Origin of the sequence: Rhodoblastus acidophilus (assembly GCF_900187365.1) — a bacterium.
In the GTDB taxonomy this organism is placed as follows: domain Bacteria; phylum Pseudomonadota; class Alphaproteobacteria; order Rhizobiales; family Beijerinckiaceae; genus Rhodoblastus; species Rhodoblastus acidophilus.
Genome location: NZ_FYDG01000002.1, coordinates 276,663 through 291,630 on the forward strand (window position 1 = coordinate 276,663; position 14,968 = coordinate 291,630).

The following is a 14,968-nucleotide window of genomic DNA, read 5'->3' on the forward strand; positions in this document are numbered from 1 at the left end:
AACAGGAGAATACCCATGGCCGTCAGCGCCAACAGGCTCGAACTCTTGCAGATCGCCGACGCGGTCGCGCGCGACAAGTCCATCGATCGCGGCATCGTGCTCGCGTCGATGGAGGAGGCGATGGCCAAGGCGGCGCGCTCGCGCTACGGCCAGGAGACCGAGATCCGCGTCGAGATCGACCCGCGCACCGGCGAAACCCGCTTTTCGCGGCTGATGCTGGTGGTCGATCAGGTCGAGAACGACGCCACGCAGATTTCGCTGGCTTCGGCCCGCAAGCGCAATCCGGCCGCCGAAGTCGGCGACTGGATTTCCGAGCAGTTGCCGCCGCTGGATTTCGGCCGCATCGCCGCGCAATCGGCCAAGCAGGTGATCGTGCAGAAAGTGCGCGAGGCCGAGCGCGACCGCCAGTATGACGAATTCAAGGACCGCATCGGCGAGATCATCAACGGCGCGGTCAAGCGCGTCGAATATGGCAATGTCATCGTCGATCTCGGCCGCGCCGAGGCGATCATCCGCCGCGACGAGATGATTCCGCGCGAAATGTTCCGGCCCGGCGACCGCGTGCGCGCTTATGTCTACGACGTGCGCCGCGAGCAGCGCGGGCCGCAGATTTTCCTGTCGCGCACCCATCCTCAGTTCATGGCCAAGCTGTTCACGCAGGAAGTGCCGGAAATCTACGACGGCGTGATCGAGGTCAAATCCGTGGCCCGCGACCCCGGTTCGCGCGCGAAAATCGCGGTGACCTCGCGCGATTCCTCCATTGATCCCGTCGGCGCCTGCGTCGGCATGCGCGGCTCGCGCGTGCAGGCGGTGGTCAACGAATTGCAGGGCGAAAAGATCGACATCATTCCCTGGTCGATCGACGCCGCCACTTTCATCGTCAATGCGCTGCAGCCGGCGGAAGTGGTCAAGGTCGTGCTCGACGAGGATTCCGCCCGCATCGAAGTGGTGGTGCCGGACGACCAATTGTCGCTGGCCATCGGCCGTCGCGGCCAGAACGTCCGTCTCGCCTCGCAGCTCACCGGCTGGGATATCGACATTCTCACCGAGGCCGAGGAATCCGAGCGGCGCCAGAAGGAGTTCATCGAGCGCACGCAGACCTTCATGGACGCGCTCGACGTGGACGAGGTGGTGGCCCAGCTGCTCGCCTCCGAAGGGTTCCGCAATGTCGAGGAACTCGCCTATGTCGAGCCGACGGAAGTCGCCAACATCGAGGGCTTCGACTCCGAATTCGCCGAGGAAATCCAGAACCGCGCCCGCGACTATCTCGCGCGCATCGAGGCCGAACTGGACGCCCGCCGCCAGGAATTGGGCGTCGCCGACGAGTTGCGCGAGATCGAAGGCGTCACGACGGCCATGATGGTCAAGCTCGGCGAGAACGACGTGAAGACCATCGAGGATCTGGCCGGCTGCGCCACGGACGATCTCGTGGGCTGGACCGAAAAGCGCAACGGCGAAACCGTGAAGGAACTCGGTTTCCTGGATGGTCTCGACGTCAGCCGCGACGACGCCGAAGCCATCGTCATGCGGGCGCGCGTCAAGGCCGGTTGGGTTGAAGAGGAAATTCAGCCCGAGGAAAATGAGCTAACGCAAGGCGAAAGCCAGGCGGAAGCGTAAGGAGAAGATATTGGCGAAGACGGCGCGCAGCAAGGCTGGGTTCGCGGATGCTCTCGACGACGAGAGCGGGCCGGAACGCACCTGCGCCGTCACGCGCGAAAAGGCGCCGTTCGAGGACTTGGTGCGTTTTGTGCTCGGGCCCGACCATGAGGTCGTCCCCGACATCAAGCGCAAGCTTCCCGGACGGGGCGTTTGGGTGAGCCTGTCGCGACAATGCGTCGCGCAGGCGGTGAAGAAACAGGTTTTTGCGCGAGGGCTCAAGGACAAGGCCGTCGCGGCGCCCGATCTGCCGGATCTGGTGGACGATCTGCTCCGGCGCGACGCGTTGCAGGCCTTGTCGATCGCCAACAAGGCGGGGCTGGTCACCACCGGCTTCGTCAAGGTGGAAAAGGCCATAGAGGCCGGCGATGTCGGGGCGCTGCTGCATGCGCGCGACGGCAAGGCGGACGGCAAGCGCAAGCTGGGCCAGGCGTTGCGCCGCGTTTACGGGCCCGAGAGCAAGCCGGAGATCGGCCTGTTCTCGACCGAGGAAATCGACGCCGCGCTTGGCCGCGGCCATGTGGTGCACGCCGCTCTTGGAAATGGCGCGGCGACGAAGGTTTTGCTCGCCTCCTGCCGCAGACTTGCGGTATATCGCGGCGAGAAAAATACGGACGGCCCCGCAGGCGGGGAAGATTTGACGGCGGACGAAACCGGGCCGAGCCGCGGCCAGGACGGGAACGCCGGGGACATTAGCTCTTGGGACGCACGAACGATATGAACGACACCAACAATCCCGGCGACAAACCCGCGAACAAGACCCTGACGCTGAAGCGCCCGATCGAGCAGGGCACCGTGCGGCAGAGCTTTTCGCACGGCCGGTCGAAGACGGTCGTCGTCGAACATGTAAAGCGCCGCCACGAAGGCGGGAAACCCGCCGCGCCCGTCCCCGCTCCCGCCGCGCCCGCCCCCGTTGCGTCCGCGCCCGCGCCTGTCGCGCCAGCCCCGACGCCAAGGCCGCAGAAATCTTCCGCGCCGCGGCCCCAGACCGGCGTCGTCCTGCGCACGCTGACCGACGACGAGCGCGACGCCCGCGCCCGCGCGCTGAACGACGCCCGCGCCCGGGAGGAGGAAGATCGCCGCCGCCAGGAGGCCGACGCCAAGGCGCGCACCGAGCGGGAATCCCGCGAGCGCGCCGAGCGCGAAGCCGCCGAGGCGCGCAAGCGCGACGAGGAGACGCGGCTCGCCCGCGAGGCCGACGCCAAACGCCGGGCCGAGGAAGAGGCGCGCCGCCGCCTGCCGTCGGCGGCCGCCGCGCCGCAGCCTGCGCCGCAGCAGCCTGAAAAGGAGCCGGCGGTTTCGTTCGCGCCCACCCGCGGCAGCCGTCCGCAGCAGATCGTGTTCCACACGCCCAAACCGCCGCAGGCTCCGACTCCCACGCCGCAGCCGGCCGCGCAGCAACCGGCCGCCGCCGCATCCGCCGGCGCCGCGCCCGCGCCCCGTTCCGACGGACCGGCGCCGCTGACGCCGCGCATGCGGCCGATGACCGCGCCCAAGCTCGCCGTGCCCGCGCCCAAGCCGACCCGCGGCGCCGAGAAGCAGCGCGGACGCCTGACCGTCACCAGCGCCACCGCCAGCGCCGACGGCGAGGAGCGCACGCGGTCGGTCGCGGCCTTCCGCCGCCGCACCCAGCGCATGAAGGGCGTGGTCGAGCAAAAGGAAAGGTTGTCCCGCGAAGTGATCCTGCCCGAGACCATCACCATCCAGGAACTCGCCAACCGCATGTCGGAACGCGGCGTGGACGTGATCAAGCTGCTGATGCGCCAAGGCCAGATGCACAAGATCACCGACGTGATCGACGCCGACACGGCCGAGCTGATCGCCACCGAAATGGGCCACACCGTCAAGCGCGTCGCCGAATCCGACGTCGAGGAAGGCCTGTTCGACACGCCCGACGCCGAGGAGACGCTGCAGCCGCGCCCGCCGGTCGTCACCATCATGGGCCATGTCGACCACGGCAAGACCTCGCTGCTCGACGCCATCCGCCGCGCCAATGTGGTGTCGGGGGAAGCCGGCGGCATCACCCAGCACATCGGCGCCTATCAGGTGACGTCCCCGCTCGGCGGCCTCGTCACCTTCATCGACACCCCCGGCCACGCCGCCTTCACCGCCATGCGCGCCCGCGGCGCCAAGGTCACCGACATTGTCGTGCTGGTGGTGGCGGCGGATGACGGCGTCATGCCGCAGACGATCGAGGCCATCAGCCACGCCAAGGCGGCGGGCGTGCCGATCATCGTCGCCATCAACAAGATCGACAAGCCCGACGCCAAGCCGGAGCGCGTGCGCACCGAATTGCTGCAATATGAGGTGCAGGTTGAAAGCCTCGGCGGCGACACGCTCGAAGTCGAGGTGTCGGCCAAGCAGAAGCTCAATCTCGACAAGTTGCTGGAAGCCATCACCCTCCAGGCCGAAGTGCTCGACCTCAAGGCCGATCCCGAGCGCGCCGCCGAAGGCACGGTCATCGAGGCCCGCCTCGATCGCGGCCGCGGCCCCGTCGCGACGGTCCTCGTCCAGCGCGGCACGCTCTCGGTCGGCAACATCATCGTGGCCGGCTCGCAATGGGGCCGCGTGCGCGCCCTGATCGACGACCAGGGGCAGAATTGCGTCCATGCGGGGCCGTCCTTCCCGGCGGAAGTGCTCGGCTTCAACGGCGCGCCGGAGGCCGGCGACCGCGTCGCCGTCGTGGAATCCGAAGCCCGCGCCCGCGAAATCACCGAATATCGCGATCGCCAGAAGCGCGAGCAGGCGGCGGTGCGCGGCAGCGGCGCCCGCTCCTCGCTGGTCGACATGATGAGCCAGCTCAAAGCCACCGCCGGCCGCAAGGAAGTGCCGCTGGTGATCAAGGGCGACGTGCAGGGCTCGGTCGAAGCCATTGTCGCGGCTTTGGAAAAGCTCGGCACGGACGAGGTCGCGGCCCGCGTGCTGCACGCCGGCGTCGGCGGCATCACCGAATCCGACATCACGCTGGCGGAGGCCTCCAACGCCGTCGTCATCGGCTTCAACGTCCGCGCCCACAAGGAAGCGCGCGAGGCGTCCGAGCGGCTCGGCATCGAGATCCGCTACTACAACATCATCTACAACCTGGTGGATGACATCAAGGCGGCCATGTCCGGCCTGCTGGCGCCGACCTTGCGCGAAACCATGCTCGGCAATGCCGAAATCCTGGAAGTGTTCACCATCACCAAGGTCGGCAAGGTCGCGGGCTGCCGCGTCACCGACGGCACCATGGAGCGCGGCCAGCATGTCCGCCTGATCCGCGACAATGTCGTGGTGCACGAAGGCAAGCTGTCCACGCTCAAGCGCTTCAAGGACGAAGTCGCCGTGGTTCAGCCGGGCCAGGAATGCGGCATGGCCTTCGAGAATTATCAGGATATGCGCGTTGGAGACGTGATCGAGTGCTATCGCGTCGAAGAGATCAAGCGCACCCTGTGATGCCACGCGCCGCCCCTTGAGGGCGGCGCTTTCCGCGCAAGCCGGACGGACGCCGAACGGGCGCTCCGAGCGGCGGGTTTCGCGCCCGCCGCGCCGGCTTCGCCGTTGCGTCGCATCGACGCCCGATCTTTCGCCGCCCGGATGCGCGGCGCTTGCAAGAGGCATTCATGTCCAGGGTTCATCAGAAGGGCGGCGAACCGAGCCAGCGCATGCTGCGCGTCGCCGAACTGGTCCGCCACGCCGTGGCGCAACTGCTTTCCCGCGGAGAGATCTCCGATCCGGAGCTTGAAGGTATTGTCGTGACCGTTCCCTCGGTCAAGATGAGCCCCGACCTGAAGCTCGCGACCATTTATGTCATGCCGATGGGCGGCCAGGGTCGGGATAAGGTTGTGGCGGCGCTCGACCGCCACAAGAAATTCCTGCGCGGCGAGATCGCGCAGCGCGTCAACCTGAAATATGCGCCGGACATCCGCTTCCGCATCGACGAGAGCTTCGAGAACGCCGAGCGCATCGACGCCCTGCTGCATTCGCCCAAAGTGGCGCAGGATCTGGCGCCGCCCGCGGCGGAGGGCGAGGAATGAGCGCGCCCCGTTCGCAGCGCGTCGAGGTCAACGGTTGGGTGATTCTCGACAAGCCCGTGGGGCTGACCTCCACCCAGGCCGTGTCCAAGCTGAAGCGTCTTTTCAACGCCAAGAAGGCCGGCCACGCCGGCACGCTCGACCCGCTGGCCTCCGGCGTCCTGCCGGTCGCGTTCGGCGAGGCGACAAAGACCGTGCCCTTCGTACAGGATGGCGAAAAGGCGTATCGGTTCACGGTGCGCTGGGGCGTTGAGACCGATTCCGACGACGCCGAGGGAACGGTGACGCAGACCAGCGATCTGCGGCCCGAACGCGAGGACGTCGAGCGGCTGCTGCCGCGCTTCACCGGCGAAATCATGCAGACGCCCCCGGTCTATTCCGCCATCAAGATCAATGGCGAACGCGCCTATGATCTCGCCCGCGACGGCGAAAAGGTCGAACTCGCGCCGCGCCCGGTGACGATCCACAGCCTGCGGATGGTGGACGGGGACCGCGATCATGCGGTGCTCGAAGCCGAATGCGGCAAGGGCACCTATGTCCGCGCCATCGCCCGCGACCTCGGACGCATACTCGGCTGTCACGGCCATGTGGTGGCGCTGCGCCGCACCCGCGTCGGCCCGTTCTTCGAAACCGAATCGGCGCCGCTGGGCGATCTGCTGGACGCCCCGGAGACCGCGCATGAGGACATGCTCTCGATCGAGGCCGGCCTGTCGGAACTGCCCTGCATCGTGCTCGACCGCAATGGCGCGGCGCGGCTGCGGCGGGGACAATCGGTGATCCTGCGCGGACGCGAAGCGCCCTGCGAAGGACCGGCCTATGCGGTCTGCGCGGGGATTCCGATCGCCTCGGGCATGGTCGAGGCCGGCGAATTCCTGCCCAATCGCGTGTTCAACCTGCCGTTTTGATCATTTGTCATAAGTGATCCGGTAAATCGCCCCGCTCTGATCGTCGGAGACGAGAAGGTCGCCCTCCGGCGTCTCCGCCACGTCCACGGGGCGGCCGAGATAGGGAAGACGGCCGGGGTTCCACCCTTCCGCGAAGGGAACGGAGGCGCCCGCCCTGCCCTCTTTGACCGGGGTGAACATCACGCGCGCCCCGATGGGAGCGGTTCGGTCCCACGAGCCATGCTGCGCCGAGAAAATCCCGCGCCATTGCGCCGGGAATTTGTCGCCGCGGTAAAAAATCATGCCGAGATCGGCGGCATGGGCGGCTTCCTCCGCCTCGGGGAACACGACATCCGCCGGCGGCGTTTCGCGCGCCCATTCGCGGGTGCGGACATGGCCGCCGCCATACCAGGGAAACCCGAAATTCAAACCTGGCTTCGGCGCGCGGTTGATCTCGCCGGGGGGAATGTCGTCGCCCATGCGGTCGGCCTGGTTGTCGGTGAACCAGAGCGCGCCGTCGGCGGGATCGAAGTCGAGACCGACGCTGTTGCGCAGGCCGCTTGCGAACACCTGCCGGCCGGAGCCGTCGGCGTTCATCCGCCAGATCGCCCCCATGCCCCATTTTTCGTTGAACTTTTGCCGCGCCGGCGACGGGATGTTGGTGGGCTGGCCGATGGCGACATAGAGCTTGCCGTCCGGCCCGTAGCGGCACACCCGCGCCGCATGGACCGGGCTGGATTCGCTGTCGGGCTGCAAGCCGCCAGGCGCGACCACGTCTTGCGGATGATCTTCATCCCAGCCGCCGCCCGCCAGCGCCGGAAAACGGCGGATGCGGTTGAATTCCGCAATGATGAGCGCGCCGTCCGGCGCAAAACACGGGCCATTGGGCAGTTTGAAGGTCAAGCCGGGCGCGAACCGGCGCGCGCGGCCGGCGTCCGGCCCGGCGCGGGCGATGCGCCAGACGTCGTCCGCCATCGTGCCGACGATCACAACCTTCCCATCCGGCGACACCGCCAGCGCGCGCGCGCCGGGCGCCAGCGCGAAGACCGAGATGTGGAAACCTTGCGGGAGGGAGACGCGCGCGAGCGCCGCCGCGATATCGCCGACCTCGTCGGCTGCGGCCGGGGCCGCCGCGATAAAAGCCACCGCGACCAGAGTTGCTGCCCATCGTTGCATCGGAATGCCCGCCCATGATCGCATGAAACGCCCATCAGTCCGGGTTCGGCGGGCGGACGGCAAGACATTTTTGGTTACGTAAGTAAATTTACTGGGTAAGCTGTCGCCGCAAGGCGAATGGCGTAATTGACCGGATCTCACGTTTCATGGGTCAGGACCATGCAGAACTCGACCACCGATTCGATCGTCGGGCGACGTTTGCGGATATTTCGTGTCTCGAAAGGCTTGGATCTCGAAACGATGGGCGCCGCCTTGAGGATCGACGCGACAACCCTCGACAGATATGAGAACGGTCTGGAGCGCATTCCGCCGCGCACGCTGCGAACCGCCGCTGCGGCGCTCAACATTTCATTGCATGCCTTTTTTGATCCGGATCACGCCAGAATCGTGCGGGAGCCCGCGCCGGAGCCGGCGGACCGCGCGTCCGATGGCGCGGACGATATCTCTGAAGTCATTGAGCTGCTTGAGAACTTCTCCAAGGTCAAGGACCGGGTCCTGCGCGCGGAGATTCTGAAATTCGTCGCCTTCCTGTCGAATTCGCCGCAGTGACGCGGCGGTCGCGATGGCGTCATCACTGACGCCTAACTGTCGTCTCCCCGCCAAGATGCGCGTCCGCGCGGCGTCGGGCCAAACCGGAAGGCGGCTGAGGCGTTACAAGGACGCAGGGAATTGTCAGGAGATCATCATGTCTGACCTTATCGCCATCGTCTATCCCAACGAGCATGACGCCGAAACGGTGCGCACGCGCCTTTTCGAGATGCAAAAAGAGTATTTGATCGAGATCGGCGACGCTGTGATCGCCGTGAAAAGCGCCGACGGCCAGGTGAAGCTGAACCAGCTGTTCAGCACCACGGCGGCCGGCGCGGTCTCCGGCGGCTTCTGGGGCATGCTCATCGGGACGCTGTTCCTGATGCCGTTCGCCGGCGCGGCCTTGGGCGCGGCGACCGGAGCGCTCGGCGGCGCGCTGGCCGACTTCGGCGTCGACGACAAGTTCATGACGGATCTGACGGAAACGGTTCAGCCCGGCAACGCCGTGTTGTTCGTCCTGATTCGCAAGATGACGGCCGACAAGGTGCTCGACGGCATCAAGGGCCTCGGCGGCGTGGTGCTGCGCACCTCCTTCGACCATGAAAAAGAACAGAAATTGCGGGACGCGCTTCACCCGCGCCCCGCGACCGGCGCGGGCGCTTGACACTATAACCTTATTTTACATATTGTAGCTTTGGCGACCGCGTCACCACGTCGTCACCCGCCCGTCCCATCACGCCCTCGATGGGGCGGGCTTCTTGCATCGCCCCGCGCGAAAAGCCGCGCGCCGACGCGCGCGACGCCCTCGCCGCTTGCCTAAACGGCGCAACGGGGCGACGATCCCAATTGTCATCAAACCGAAACATTCCCGGCGCATCGACATCGTCCGCGAATGCGCGCAAAAACCTGCTTTCAGCACTCCAGGCGGACGTTGAGATTCCCGATGCCCCTTTCCCGCAAAATCGCTTTGGGCAGCTTGGCGGTCAGCCTGATCGTGCTGCTGATCAAGGGCTTGGCGTATCGCGTCACCGGCAGCGTCGCGCTGTTCTCCGACGCGCTGGAAAGCGTCATCAACGTCATCACCGCCCTCGCGGCCATCGGCGCGATCCGCTTCGCCGCTGAACCGGCGGACGACAGACATCCTTATGGCCATCAAAAGGCGGAATATCTTTCGGCCGTCGTGGTCGGCGTTCTCATCGTGCTCGCCGGCGTCGCCATTCTCCATGAAGCCTACAACAGCCTGCTCGCGCCCAAGCCAATCGACGCGCCTCTGCTCGGCGTCGCCATCAGCAGCGTCGCCACTGTTCTCAATGCGGCCTGGAGCGCCGTGCTGGTCCGGCAGGGGCGGCGACACCATTCCGCGGCTTTGGTCGCGGACGGAAAACACCTGCTCGCGGATGTCGTGACGTCCGCCGGCGTGGCGGCCGGCGTCGGACTGGCGATCGTCACGGGAATTCATGTTCTGGACGCGGTGGTCGCCGGCCTGGTCGCGCTCCACGTCCTCTGGAGCGGCTGGGAGGTTTTCAAGGAAAATTCCGGCAGCCTGCTCGACGAGACCGTTCCTGACGATCAACTTGCGACCATTCGGCAGGTTCTCGCCGATCACGCCCAGGATGCGATCGAGTTTCACGATTTGCGCACGCGCTATGCCGGCAAAGCCACCTTCATCGATCTGCATCTTGTCGTTCCCGGCGAGATGACCGTCGCCCGCTCGCACGAAATCTGCGACCGGATCGAAGCCGCGCTGACGCAGGCTTTGCTGGAAGCCGTCGTCACCATCCATGTCGAGCCGCATGACAGGGCCGAGACGGCGGCGGTCCCTCGCCCCTTGACGTCCGCGACATAGCAACGCGCGCTGCGCCGAATTCGCGAGGGGCGGCATCATGATCAAGGTCGAAATCGGGCCTGCGATGGATTTGACGATCAGCGTCGCCGTGGCCTTCGCGCTGGCGACGCTGATCGGCGCCGAACGGCAGTACCGCCAGCGCAGCGCAGGGCTCAGGACCAATGTTCTGGTCGCCGTGGGCGCGGCGACATTTGTTTCGCTTGGCTTTCGCATCAGCGGCCCGGCGGGCGCGGCGCAGATCGCGGCCTATGTGGTGTCCGGCATCGGCTTTCTCGGCGCCGGCGCGATCATGAAGGAGGGCAGCAAGGTCTGGGGTCTCAACACCGCGGCGACGCTGTGGTGTTCCGCCGCGATTGGCGCGCTGTCGGGCTATGGCCTCGTCGTCGAGGCCGCCGTCGTCACGGCGGCGGTGCTGGCCGGCAACACGCTGCTGCGGCCCTTGGTCGACGCCATCAACCGCGCGCCTTTTGACGAGCGGACGTCGGAAGCGACCTACGCCGTGCATGTGATGACCGAAGCCGAACATGTCGGCGCGGTGCGCGAACATGTCATCGAGGTGCTGGAGGCGGCGAGCTATCCGATCCGCGATGTCGAGGTGGTCGAACGGTCCGACGAGATCACCGAAGTGGTCGCCACCCTCGTCAGCACGGCGGTCGAGCCGGCGGAACTGGATGCGGCGGCGGAGAAAATCGCGACCTCGCCCCGCGTGTCCCACGCCAGTTGGTCGTCGAACGCCGAGGAGTGACGGGGTGAAACATTCTTCCGCGCGCCTTTGACCCCCGCCGCCTTCGCTGGTTCGCGACAGCGGCGCTCGTTACGGTCGGCGCGGCGACGGCGGCGGCCCAGCAAGCCGCCGAGCGCGATCCCTCCGACGACGTCAACACGCCTCTGTCCGCCGCCGCCAATATCGGCCAGCAATCCGTCGGCGCGCTGCTGCCCGAACCTCTGGCGAGCTGGAACGGCCTGCGCCCCGCTCTGGCCCAGAAGGGCCTGGCTTTCGCCTTCACTTACCAAGCCGACCCCATGGCCAATGTTTCCGGCGGATTGCGGACGGGCGCGCGCTATATCGGCCGCGCGCAGGCGGCGGCGGACTTCAATCCCGAACCGCTCATCGGCTGGACGGGCGCGCTGGCGCACGCGTCGATCTATCAGATCCACGGGGTCGGCCTGACGGGCGCGTCTATCGGCTCCTACGCCACCGTCTCCGACATCGAGGCGCTCGCCACGACGCGTCTCAACGAAGTCTGGCTCGAACAGAAGCTCAACGACCATCTGTCGCTGCGGGTCGGCCAACTCGCGGTCGATAGCGAGTTTTTCCTCACGCCCTACCTCGGAATCGGCATTGGCGGAACCTTCGGATGGCCGGCGATCGCAACCGCCAACCTGCCGAGCGGCGGCATCGTCTATCCCCTGGCCGCGCCGGCGGCGCGCATCAAGATCACGGCGAACGATCGGGTCGCGCTGCTCGCCGCCGTGTTCAACGGCGATCCCGCGGGTCCCGGCGCCGGCGACCCGCAGAAGCGCAACGCCTACGGCCTCAATTTCCGCATCGCCGACGCGCCCTTCGTGATCGGGGAGGCGCAAATCAAATATGGCGCGGAGACGGGTTCGGTCCTGCCGGGCACGCTGCGGATCGGAGGCTGGCGGCATTTCGGACGGTTCGCCGACGAACGGTTCGCCAGCGACGGGCGGTCGATCTGGGACCCGCGCGGGAGCGGCGCGCCGCTGCAACATCGCGGCGATATCGCCATCTACGGCGTCCTCGACCAGCAAGTGCTGCAAAGGCCCGACAAAACGGATGACGGCGTGTTCGCCTTCGGACGCATCGCCTGGGCGCCGTCGGACCGCAACACGATTGATTTATACGTGGACGGAGGCCTGACCTTTCTGGGCATGATCCCGGATCGTCCCGACGACCAGCTGGCGTTTCTCGGCGCTTTCGCGCGGGTCGGCGCCGCAGCCCGCGCCGCCGACCTCGACGCCAACGCCTTCACCGAGGCAAACCGCGCCGCGCGGACTTACGAGTCGATTCTCGAAGCGACCTATTCGTTCAAGGCGGCCACGGGCGTTCTCGTCCAACCGAGCCTGCAGTATGTCATTCATCCCGGCGGCGGCGCGCCGGCCCCGAACGAACCGATCGCCCTTCGGTCCATTCCCAACGCTTTCGTCGTCGGCGTGCGAACGACGGTTCAGTATTGAGCGCCAGCTCAACCGAACTGCATGAGGCTTGGGCGCCTATCCGTCGATTGGGCCGATTTCCGATTCCGGCGGATTGGAGGACGTTGCGTCGAATCCGCACCCTCGAACCGGGCGCCGGTGAAAATCTTGAAAAACTGGCGTCCCGGAAGGGATTCGAACCCCTGACCTACGGTTTAGGAAACCGTTGCTCTATCCTGCTGAGCTACCGGGACGCAGGCCGCCAAGCGTCCAGCCGCCATTGCGCTTCACGCTCTAGCACAAAAATGTTCATAAAAAAACATTTCGCGCAACGGCTCCTGTTTAAGCTCACACCCATGCGCCTGTCCGTCATTGCCGCCTGTCTGATCGCTGGCCTGGGAAATCCCGCGCTCGGCGCCGAGGGGCGCGAGAGCGTGCGCGAGCATGTCGAGGTGGTCGCCGTTGGCGATCGCTTGGAGATGCGTCTGGCCGATGGGCGCGTGGTCGTCATGCCCACGCTTGAACCGCAGCGCGCCAGCGCCGCCGAGCCCGAGCGCGACAAGGCCGTCGCCGCGCAGGTTCTGGCGCTGGTGCAAGGCAAGACCCTCACGCTGCAGCCGCTCGGCGCAGCCGACCGTTGGGGCCGCGTGCCGGCGCGGCTGTTCCTGCCCGACGCCGAAGACTCCGTCGATGAACTCCTGCTCGCCGCGGGCCTCGCCATGCGCGCCGCCGTGGCGGCCCCCGAAAGCGCGCGCCGCGCCGAAGACGCCGCGCGCGAAGCGGGCGTCGGCCTCTGGGCCGATCCGGCCTTCCACGCGCTGGCGCCCAACCGTCCCCAGGATTTCTCCGGGCGCGAGGGCGCGCTGGCCCTGGTCGAAGGGCAAGTCGGATCCATCGGCCGCACGCGGACGCGCATTTATCTCAACTTCGGCGGCTGGGGCGGCTTTTACGCCAGCGTGGCCCAGCGTAACTGGCCGGCGTTCGAGCGCGCGGGATTTTCCGAGACGAGTCTTCGAAATCGAAAGCTTCGCCTGCGCGGTATTGTCGATTTGGACCGCGCCCCCCACATGGAATTGTTCCATCCCGAGCAAATCGAGTTTATGGATGAGCCGCCGCGCGCGGCGGCGCAACCATCCGATCCGAAATTCTGACGGCCCAGGACGAAAGAGGAAATGTCGAAGCGAACGCCGGCGTGGCGCAGTCCTGGAGGCATCATCGGTCTGGGACTTTCCCTCGCAACGCCGCTCCTGGTTTCCGCGTGCTCGACCCTTGAGCGGCAGGGCATGTCCGGCGCCGTCGAGACGCCCGCGCCGCCAGCCCCCAAGCCGCCGGTCTCCGACACCGCCGAGCGCAAGAAGCTGGTGGCCATGTTCGGCGGCGAATATCGCTGGCCCCGGGCGGAAAATTACCTGAACGAGGTGCTCGGCAAACTGGCGCGCGTCAGCGACACGCCCAGCCAGCCCTATCGCGTCACCATCCTCAATTCGGGCGCGATCAATGCGTTCGCCCTGCCCTCCGGCGATCTGTTCGTCACCCGGGGCCTGCTGGCGCTGGCCAATGACACAGCGGAAATCGCCGCCGTGATGGCCCATGAGATCGGCCATGTCACCGCGCGCCACGCCTTCCTGCGCGCCGAGCAGGAAAAGACGGCGCAGGTGATCACGCGCGCCGCCACGGTGATCCAGAGCCGGCATAAGGGCGAACAGGTCGAGACCTCATCCGCCTTGTCGCTGGCCGGGTTCTCGCGCCAGCAGGAGCTGGAGGCGGATCGCATCGGCATAAGGGCGGCGGCTCGGGCGGGCTACGACCCGTTTGGCGCCGCGCGTTTCCTCAATTCGCTGGAACGCGCCTCCGAACTGCGCGACCAGGCGACGGGCCAGAAGAGCGACAAGCCCGACCTGCTCTCAACCCACCCCTCCACGCCGGAGCGCATTTCCGCCGCGCTGGGCGAGGCGCGGCAGATCGGCGCCCCCGGCATCGGCGACGCGGCGCGGGGGGCCTATCTGGCCGCTATCGACGGGATGACCTTCGGCGACGATCCCAAGGACGGCGCCATCGTCGGACGCCGCTTCGTGCATCCGCGCCTTGGCTTCACCTTTGAGGCGCCCGAGGGATTCACGCTGGAAAACTCCCACTCGGCGGTGCTGGGCGTCGCCAATGGCGGCGCCGAAGCCTTGCGGCTCGACAGCGTGCGCGCGCCCGCCGGCAAGCCCCTCGCCGAATATCTGACCTCCGGCTGGATCGACGGGCTGCTGGCTTCCACCATTGAATCGGGCCAGGTCAACGGCCTTTCGGCCGTCTTCGCCGACGCGCGCGCCGGGGAATGGAACTTCCGCGTCGCCGTGATCGCCTATCGCGACGATCTCTATCGCATCATTTTCGCGGTGAAGGCGCTGACGCCCGAAGCGCAGCAGCAATTCGCCGCCTCATTCGCCAGTTTCCGCGCGCTCGCGCCCGAGGAGGTCAAGCTCAGCACGGCCTTGCGCCTGCGCGTCGTCGTCGCGGGGGCGAAGGATACCGAGGCGACGCTGGAGGGACGGATGGCGATCGATCACCCGGCCGAGCAGTTCCACACGCTGAACGCGCTCGGGGACGCCGGCGTGAAGCCCGGAGACAGCTACAAGATCATCGCCAATTGAGCCGTCGCCAATAGCCGGGCGGCCCATGAAAAAACCCCTGGCCTGCGCCAGGGGTTCGAATTCGTCGGGATG

13 protein-coding genes and 1 tRNA gene are annotated in these 14,968 nt (G+C 66.9%); 12 read left to right on the forward strand and 2 right to left on the reverse strand.

All coding sequences use genetic code 11. The features are described from left to right. Positions 1–15: 15 nt before the first annotated feature. The 5 genes from nusA (at position 16) to truB (ending at position 6,571) form a co-directional block, all read left to right on the forward strand. Entirely contained in the window at positions 16–1,617 is a 1,602-nt protein-coding gene (gene nusA / locus CFB24_RS06545) for a transcription termination factor NusA (protein ID WP_088519784.1), read from the forward strand. A gap of 10 nt (positions 1,618–1,627) precedes the next feature. Further along, entirely contained in the window at positions 1,628–2,377 is a 750-nt protein-coding gene (locus CFB24_RS06550) for an RNA-binding protein (RefSeq protein WP_088519785.1), read from the forward strand. Beyond that, positions 2,374–5,088, forward strand: coding sequence for a translation initiation factor IF-2 (infB, locus tag CFB24_RS06555; protein ID WP_088519786.1), 2,715 nt, complete (start codon positions 2,374–2,376; stop codon positions 5,086–5,088). Before CFB24_RS06550 ends, infB begins: the two co-directional genes overlap by 4 nt. Before the next feature lie 167 nt (positions 5,089–5,255). Next, positions 5,256–5,669 (forward strand): 30S ribosome-binding factor RbfA, encoded by a 414-nt coding sequence (gene rbfA, locus CFB24_RS06560; protein WP_088520103.1) that lies wholly within the window; start codon positions 5,256–5,258, stop codon positions 5,667–5,669. Further along, positions 5,666–6,571: a tRNA pseudouridine(55) synthase TruB gene (gene truB, locus CFB24_RS06565; protein ID WP_088519787.1), complete on the forward strand. Its 906-nt coding sequence runs from the start codon at positions 5,666–5,668 to the stop codon at positions 6,569–6,571. The genes rbfA and truB overlap by 4 nt, the downstream gene beginning before the upstream one ends. Here truB and CFB24_RS06570 read toward each other — a convergent pair whose 3' ends face one another. After that, positions 6,572–7,726 carry a PQQ-dependent sugar dehydrogenase gene (locus CFB24_RS06570; protein WP_088519788.1) on the reverse strand — a complete coding sequence of 385 codons (1,155 nt, stop codon included), beginning with the start codon at positions 7,724–7,726 and terminating at the stop codon, positions 6,572–6,574. A gap of 159 nt (positions 7,727–7,885) precedes the next feature. Between CFB24_RS06570 and CFB24_RS06575 the strand changes: the two genes are divergently transcribed. From CFB24_RS06575 to CFB24_RS06595, 5 genes are all read left to right on the forward strand, one after another. Next, positions 7,886–8,275, forward strand: a complete 390-nt coding sequence (locus CFB24_RS06575) for a helix-turn-helix domain-containing protein (protein ID WP_088519789.1) — start codon at positions 7,886–7,888, stop codon at positions 8,273–8,275. Between the two features lie 136 nt (positions 8,276–8,411). After that, the gene (locus CFB24_RS06580) at positions 8,412–8,918 is read left to right on the forward strand and encodes a DUF1269 domain-containing protein (protein ID WP_088520104.1); all 507 of its coding nucleotides are present in this window, start codon (positions 8,412–8,414) and stop codon (positions 8,916–8,918) included. A gap of 279 nt (positions 8,919–9,197) precedes the next feature. Beyond that, complete coding sequence (locus CFB24_RS06585; RefSeq protein WP_088519790.1) at positions 9,198–10,100, forward strand: cation diffusion facilitator family transporter; 903 nt, start codon at positions 9,198–9,200, stop codon at positions 10,098–10,100. A gap of 37 nt (positions 10,101–10,137) precedes the next feature. Beyond that, entirely contained in the window at positions 10,138–10,845 is a 708-nt protein-coding gene (locus tag CFB24_RS06590) for an MgtC/SapB family protein (RefSeq protein ID WP_088519791.1), read from the forward strand. A gap of 278 nt (positions 10,846–11,123) precedes the next feature. Next, complete coding sequence (locus CFB24_RS06595) at positions 11,124–12,299, forward strand: carbohydrate porin (RefSeq protein ID WP_088519792.1); 1,176 nt, start codon at positions 11,124–11,126, stop codon at positions 12,297–12,299. 135 nt (positions 12,300–12,434) lie between these two features. Here the strand turns inward: CFB24_RS06595 and CFB24_RS06600 are convergent. Beyond that, a tRNA-Arg gene (locus tag CFB24_RS06600) sits at positions 12,435–12,511 on the reverse strand. A gap of 102 nt (positions 12,512–12,613) precedes the next feature. Here CFB24_RS06600 and CFB24_RS06605 point away from each other — a divergent pair. After that, the gene (locus CFB24_RS06605) at positions 12,614–13,408 is read left to right on the forward strand and encodes a thermonuclease family protein (protein ID WP_088519793.1); all 795 of its coding nucleotides are present in this window, start codon (positions 12,614–12,616) and stop codon (positions 13,406–13,408) included. A gap of 132 nt (positions 13,409–13,540) precedes the next feature. Then, positions 13,541–14,896, forward strand: a complete 1,356-nt coding sequence (locus tag CFB24_RS06610) for a M48 family metalloprotease (RefSeq protein WP_244593082.1) — start codon at positions 13,541–13,543, stop codon at positions 14,894–14,896. Positions 14,897–14,968 lie beyond the last annotated feature (72 nt).

Coding starts and splice junctions, on each gene's coding strand:
- nusA (WP_088519784.1), top strand. CDS start 16: ATGGCCGTCAGCGCCAACAGGCTCGAACTCTTGCAGATCGCCGACGCG.
- infB (WP_088519786.1), top strand. CDS start 2,374: ATGAACGACACCAACAATCCCGGCGACAAACCCGCGAACAAGACCCTG.
- rbfA (WP_088520103.1), top strand. CDS start 5,256: ATGTCCAGGGTTCATCAGAAGGGCGGCGAACCGAGCCAGCGCATGCTG.
- truB (WP_088519787.1), top strand. CDS start 5,666: ATGAGCGCGCCCCGTTCGCAGCGCGTCGAGGTCAACGGTTGGGTGATT.
- CFB24_RS06570 (WP_088519788.1), bottom strand. CDS start 7,726: ATGCAACGATGGGCAGCAACTCTGGTCGCGGTGGCTTTTATCGCGGCG.
- CFB24_RS06575 (WP_088519789.1), top strand. CDS start 7,886: ATGCAGAACTCGACCACCGATTCGATCGTCGGGCGACGTTTGCGGATA.
- CFB24_RS06580 (WP_088520104.1), top strand. CDS start 8,412: ATGTCTGACCTTATCGCCATCGTCTATCCCAACGAGCATGACGCCGAA.
- CFB24_RS06585 (WP_088519790.1), top strand. CDS start 9,198: ATGCCCCTTTCCCGCAAAATCGCTTTGGGCAGCTTGGCGGTCAGCCTG.
- CFB24_RS06590 (WP_088519791.1), top strand. CDS start 10,138: ATGATCAAGGTCGAAATCGGGCCTGCGATGGATTTGACGATCAGCGTC.
- CFB24_RS06595 (WP_088519792.1), top strand. CDS start 11,124: ATGGCCAATGTTTCCGGCGGATTGCGGACGGGCGCGCGCTATATCGGC.
- CFB24_RS06605 (WP_088519793.1), top strand. CDS start 12,614: ATGCGCCTGTCCGTCATTGCCGCCTGTCTGATCGCTGGCCTGGGAAAT.
- CFB24_RS06610 (WP_244593082.1), top strand. CDS start 13,541: ATGTCCGGCGCCGTCGAGACGCCCGCGCCGCCAGCCCCCAAGCCGCCG.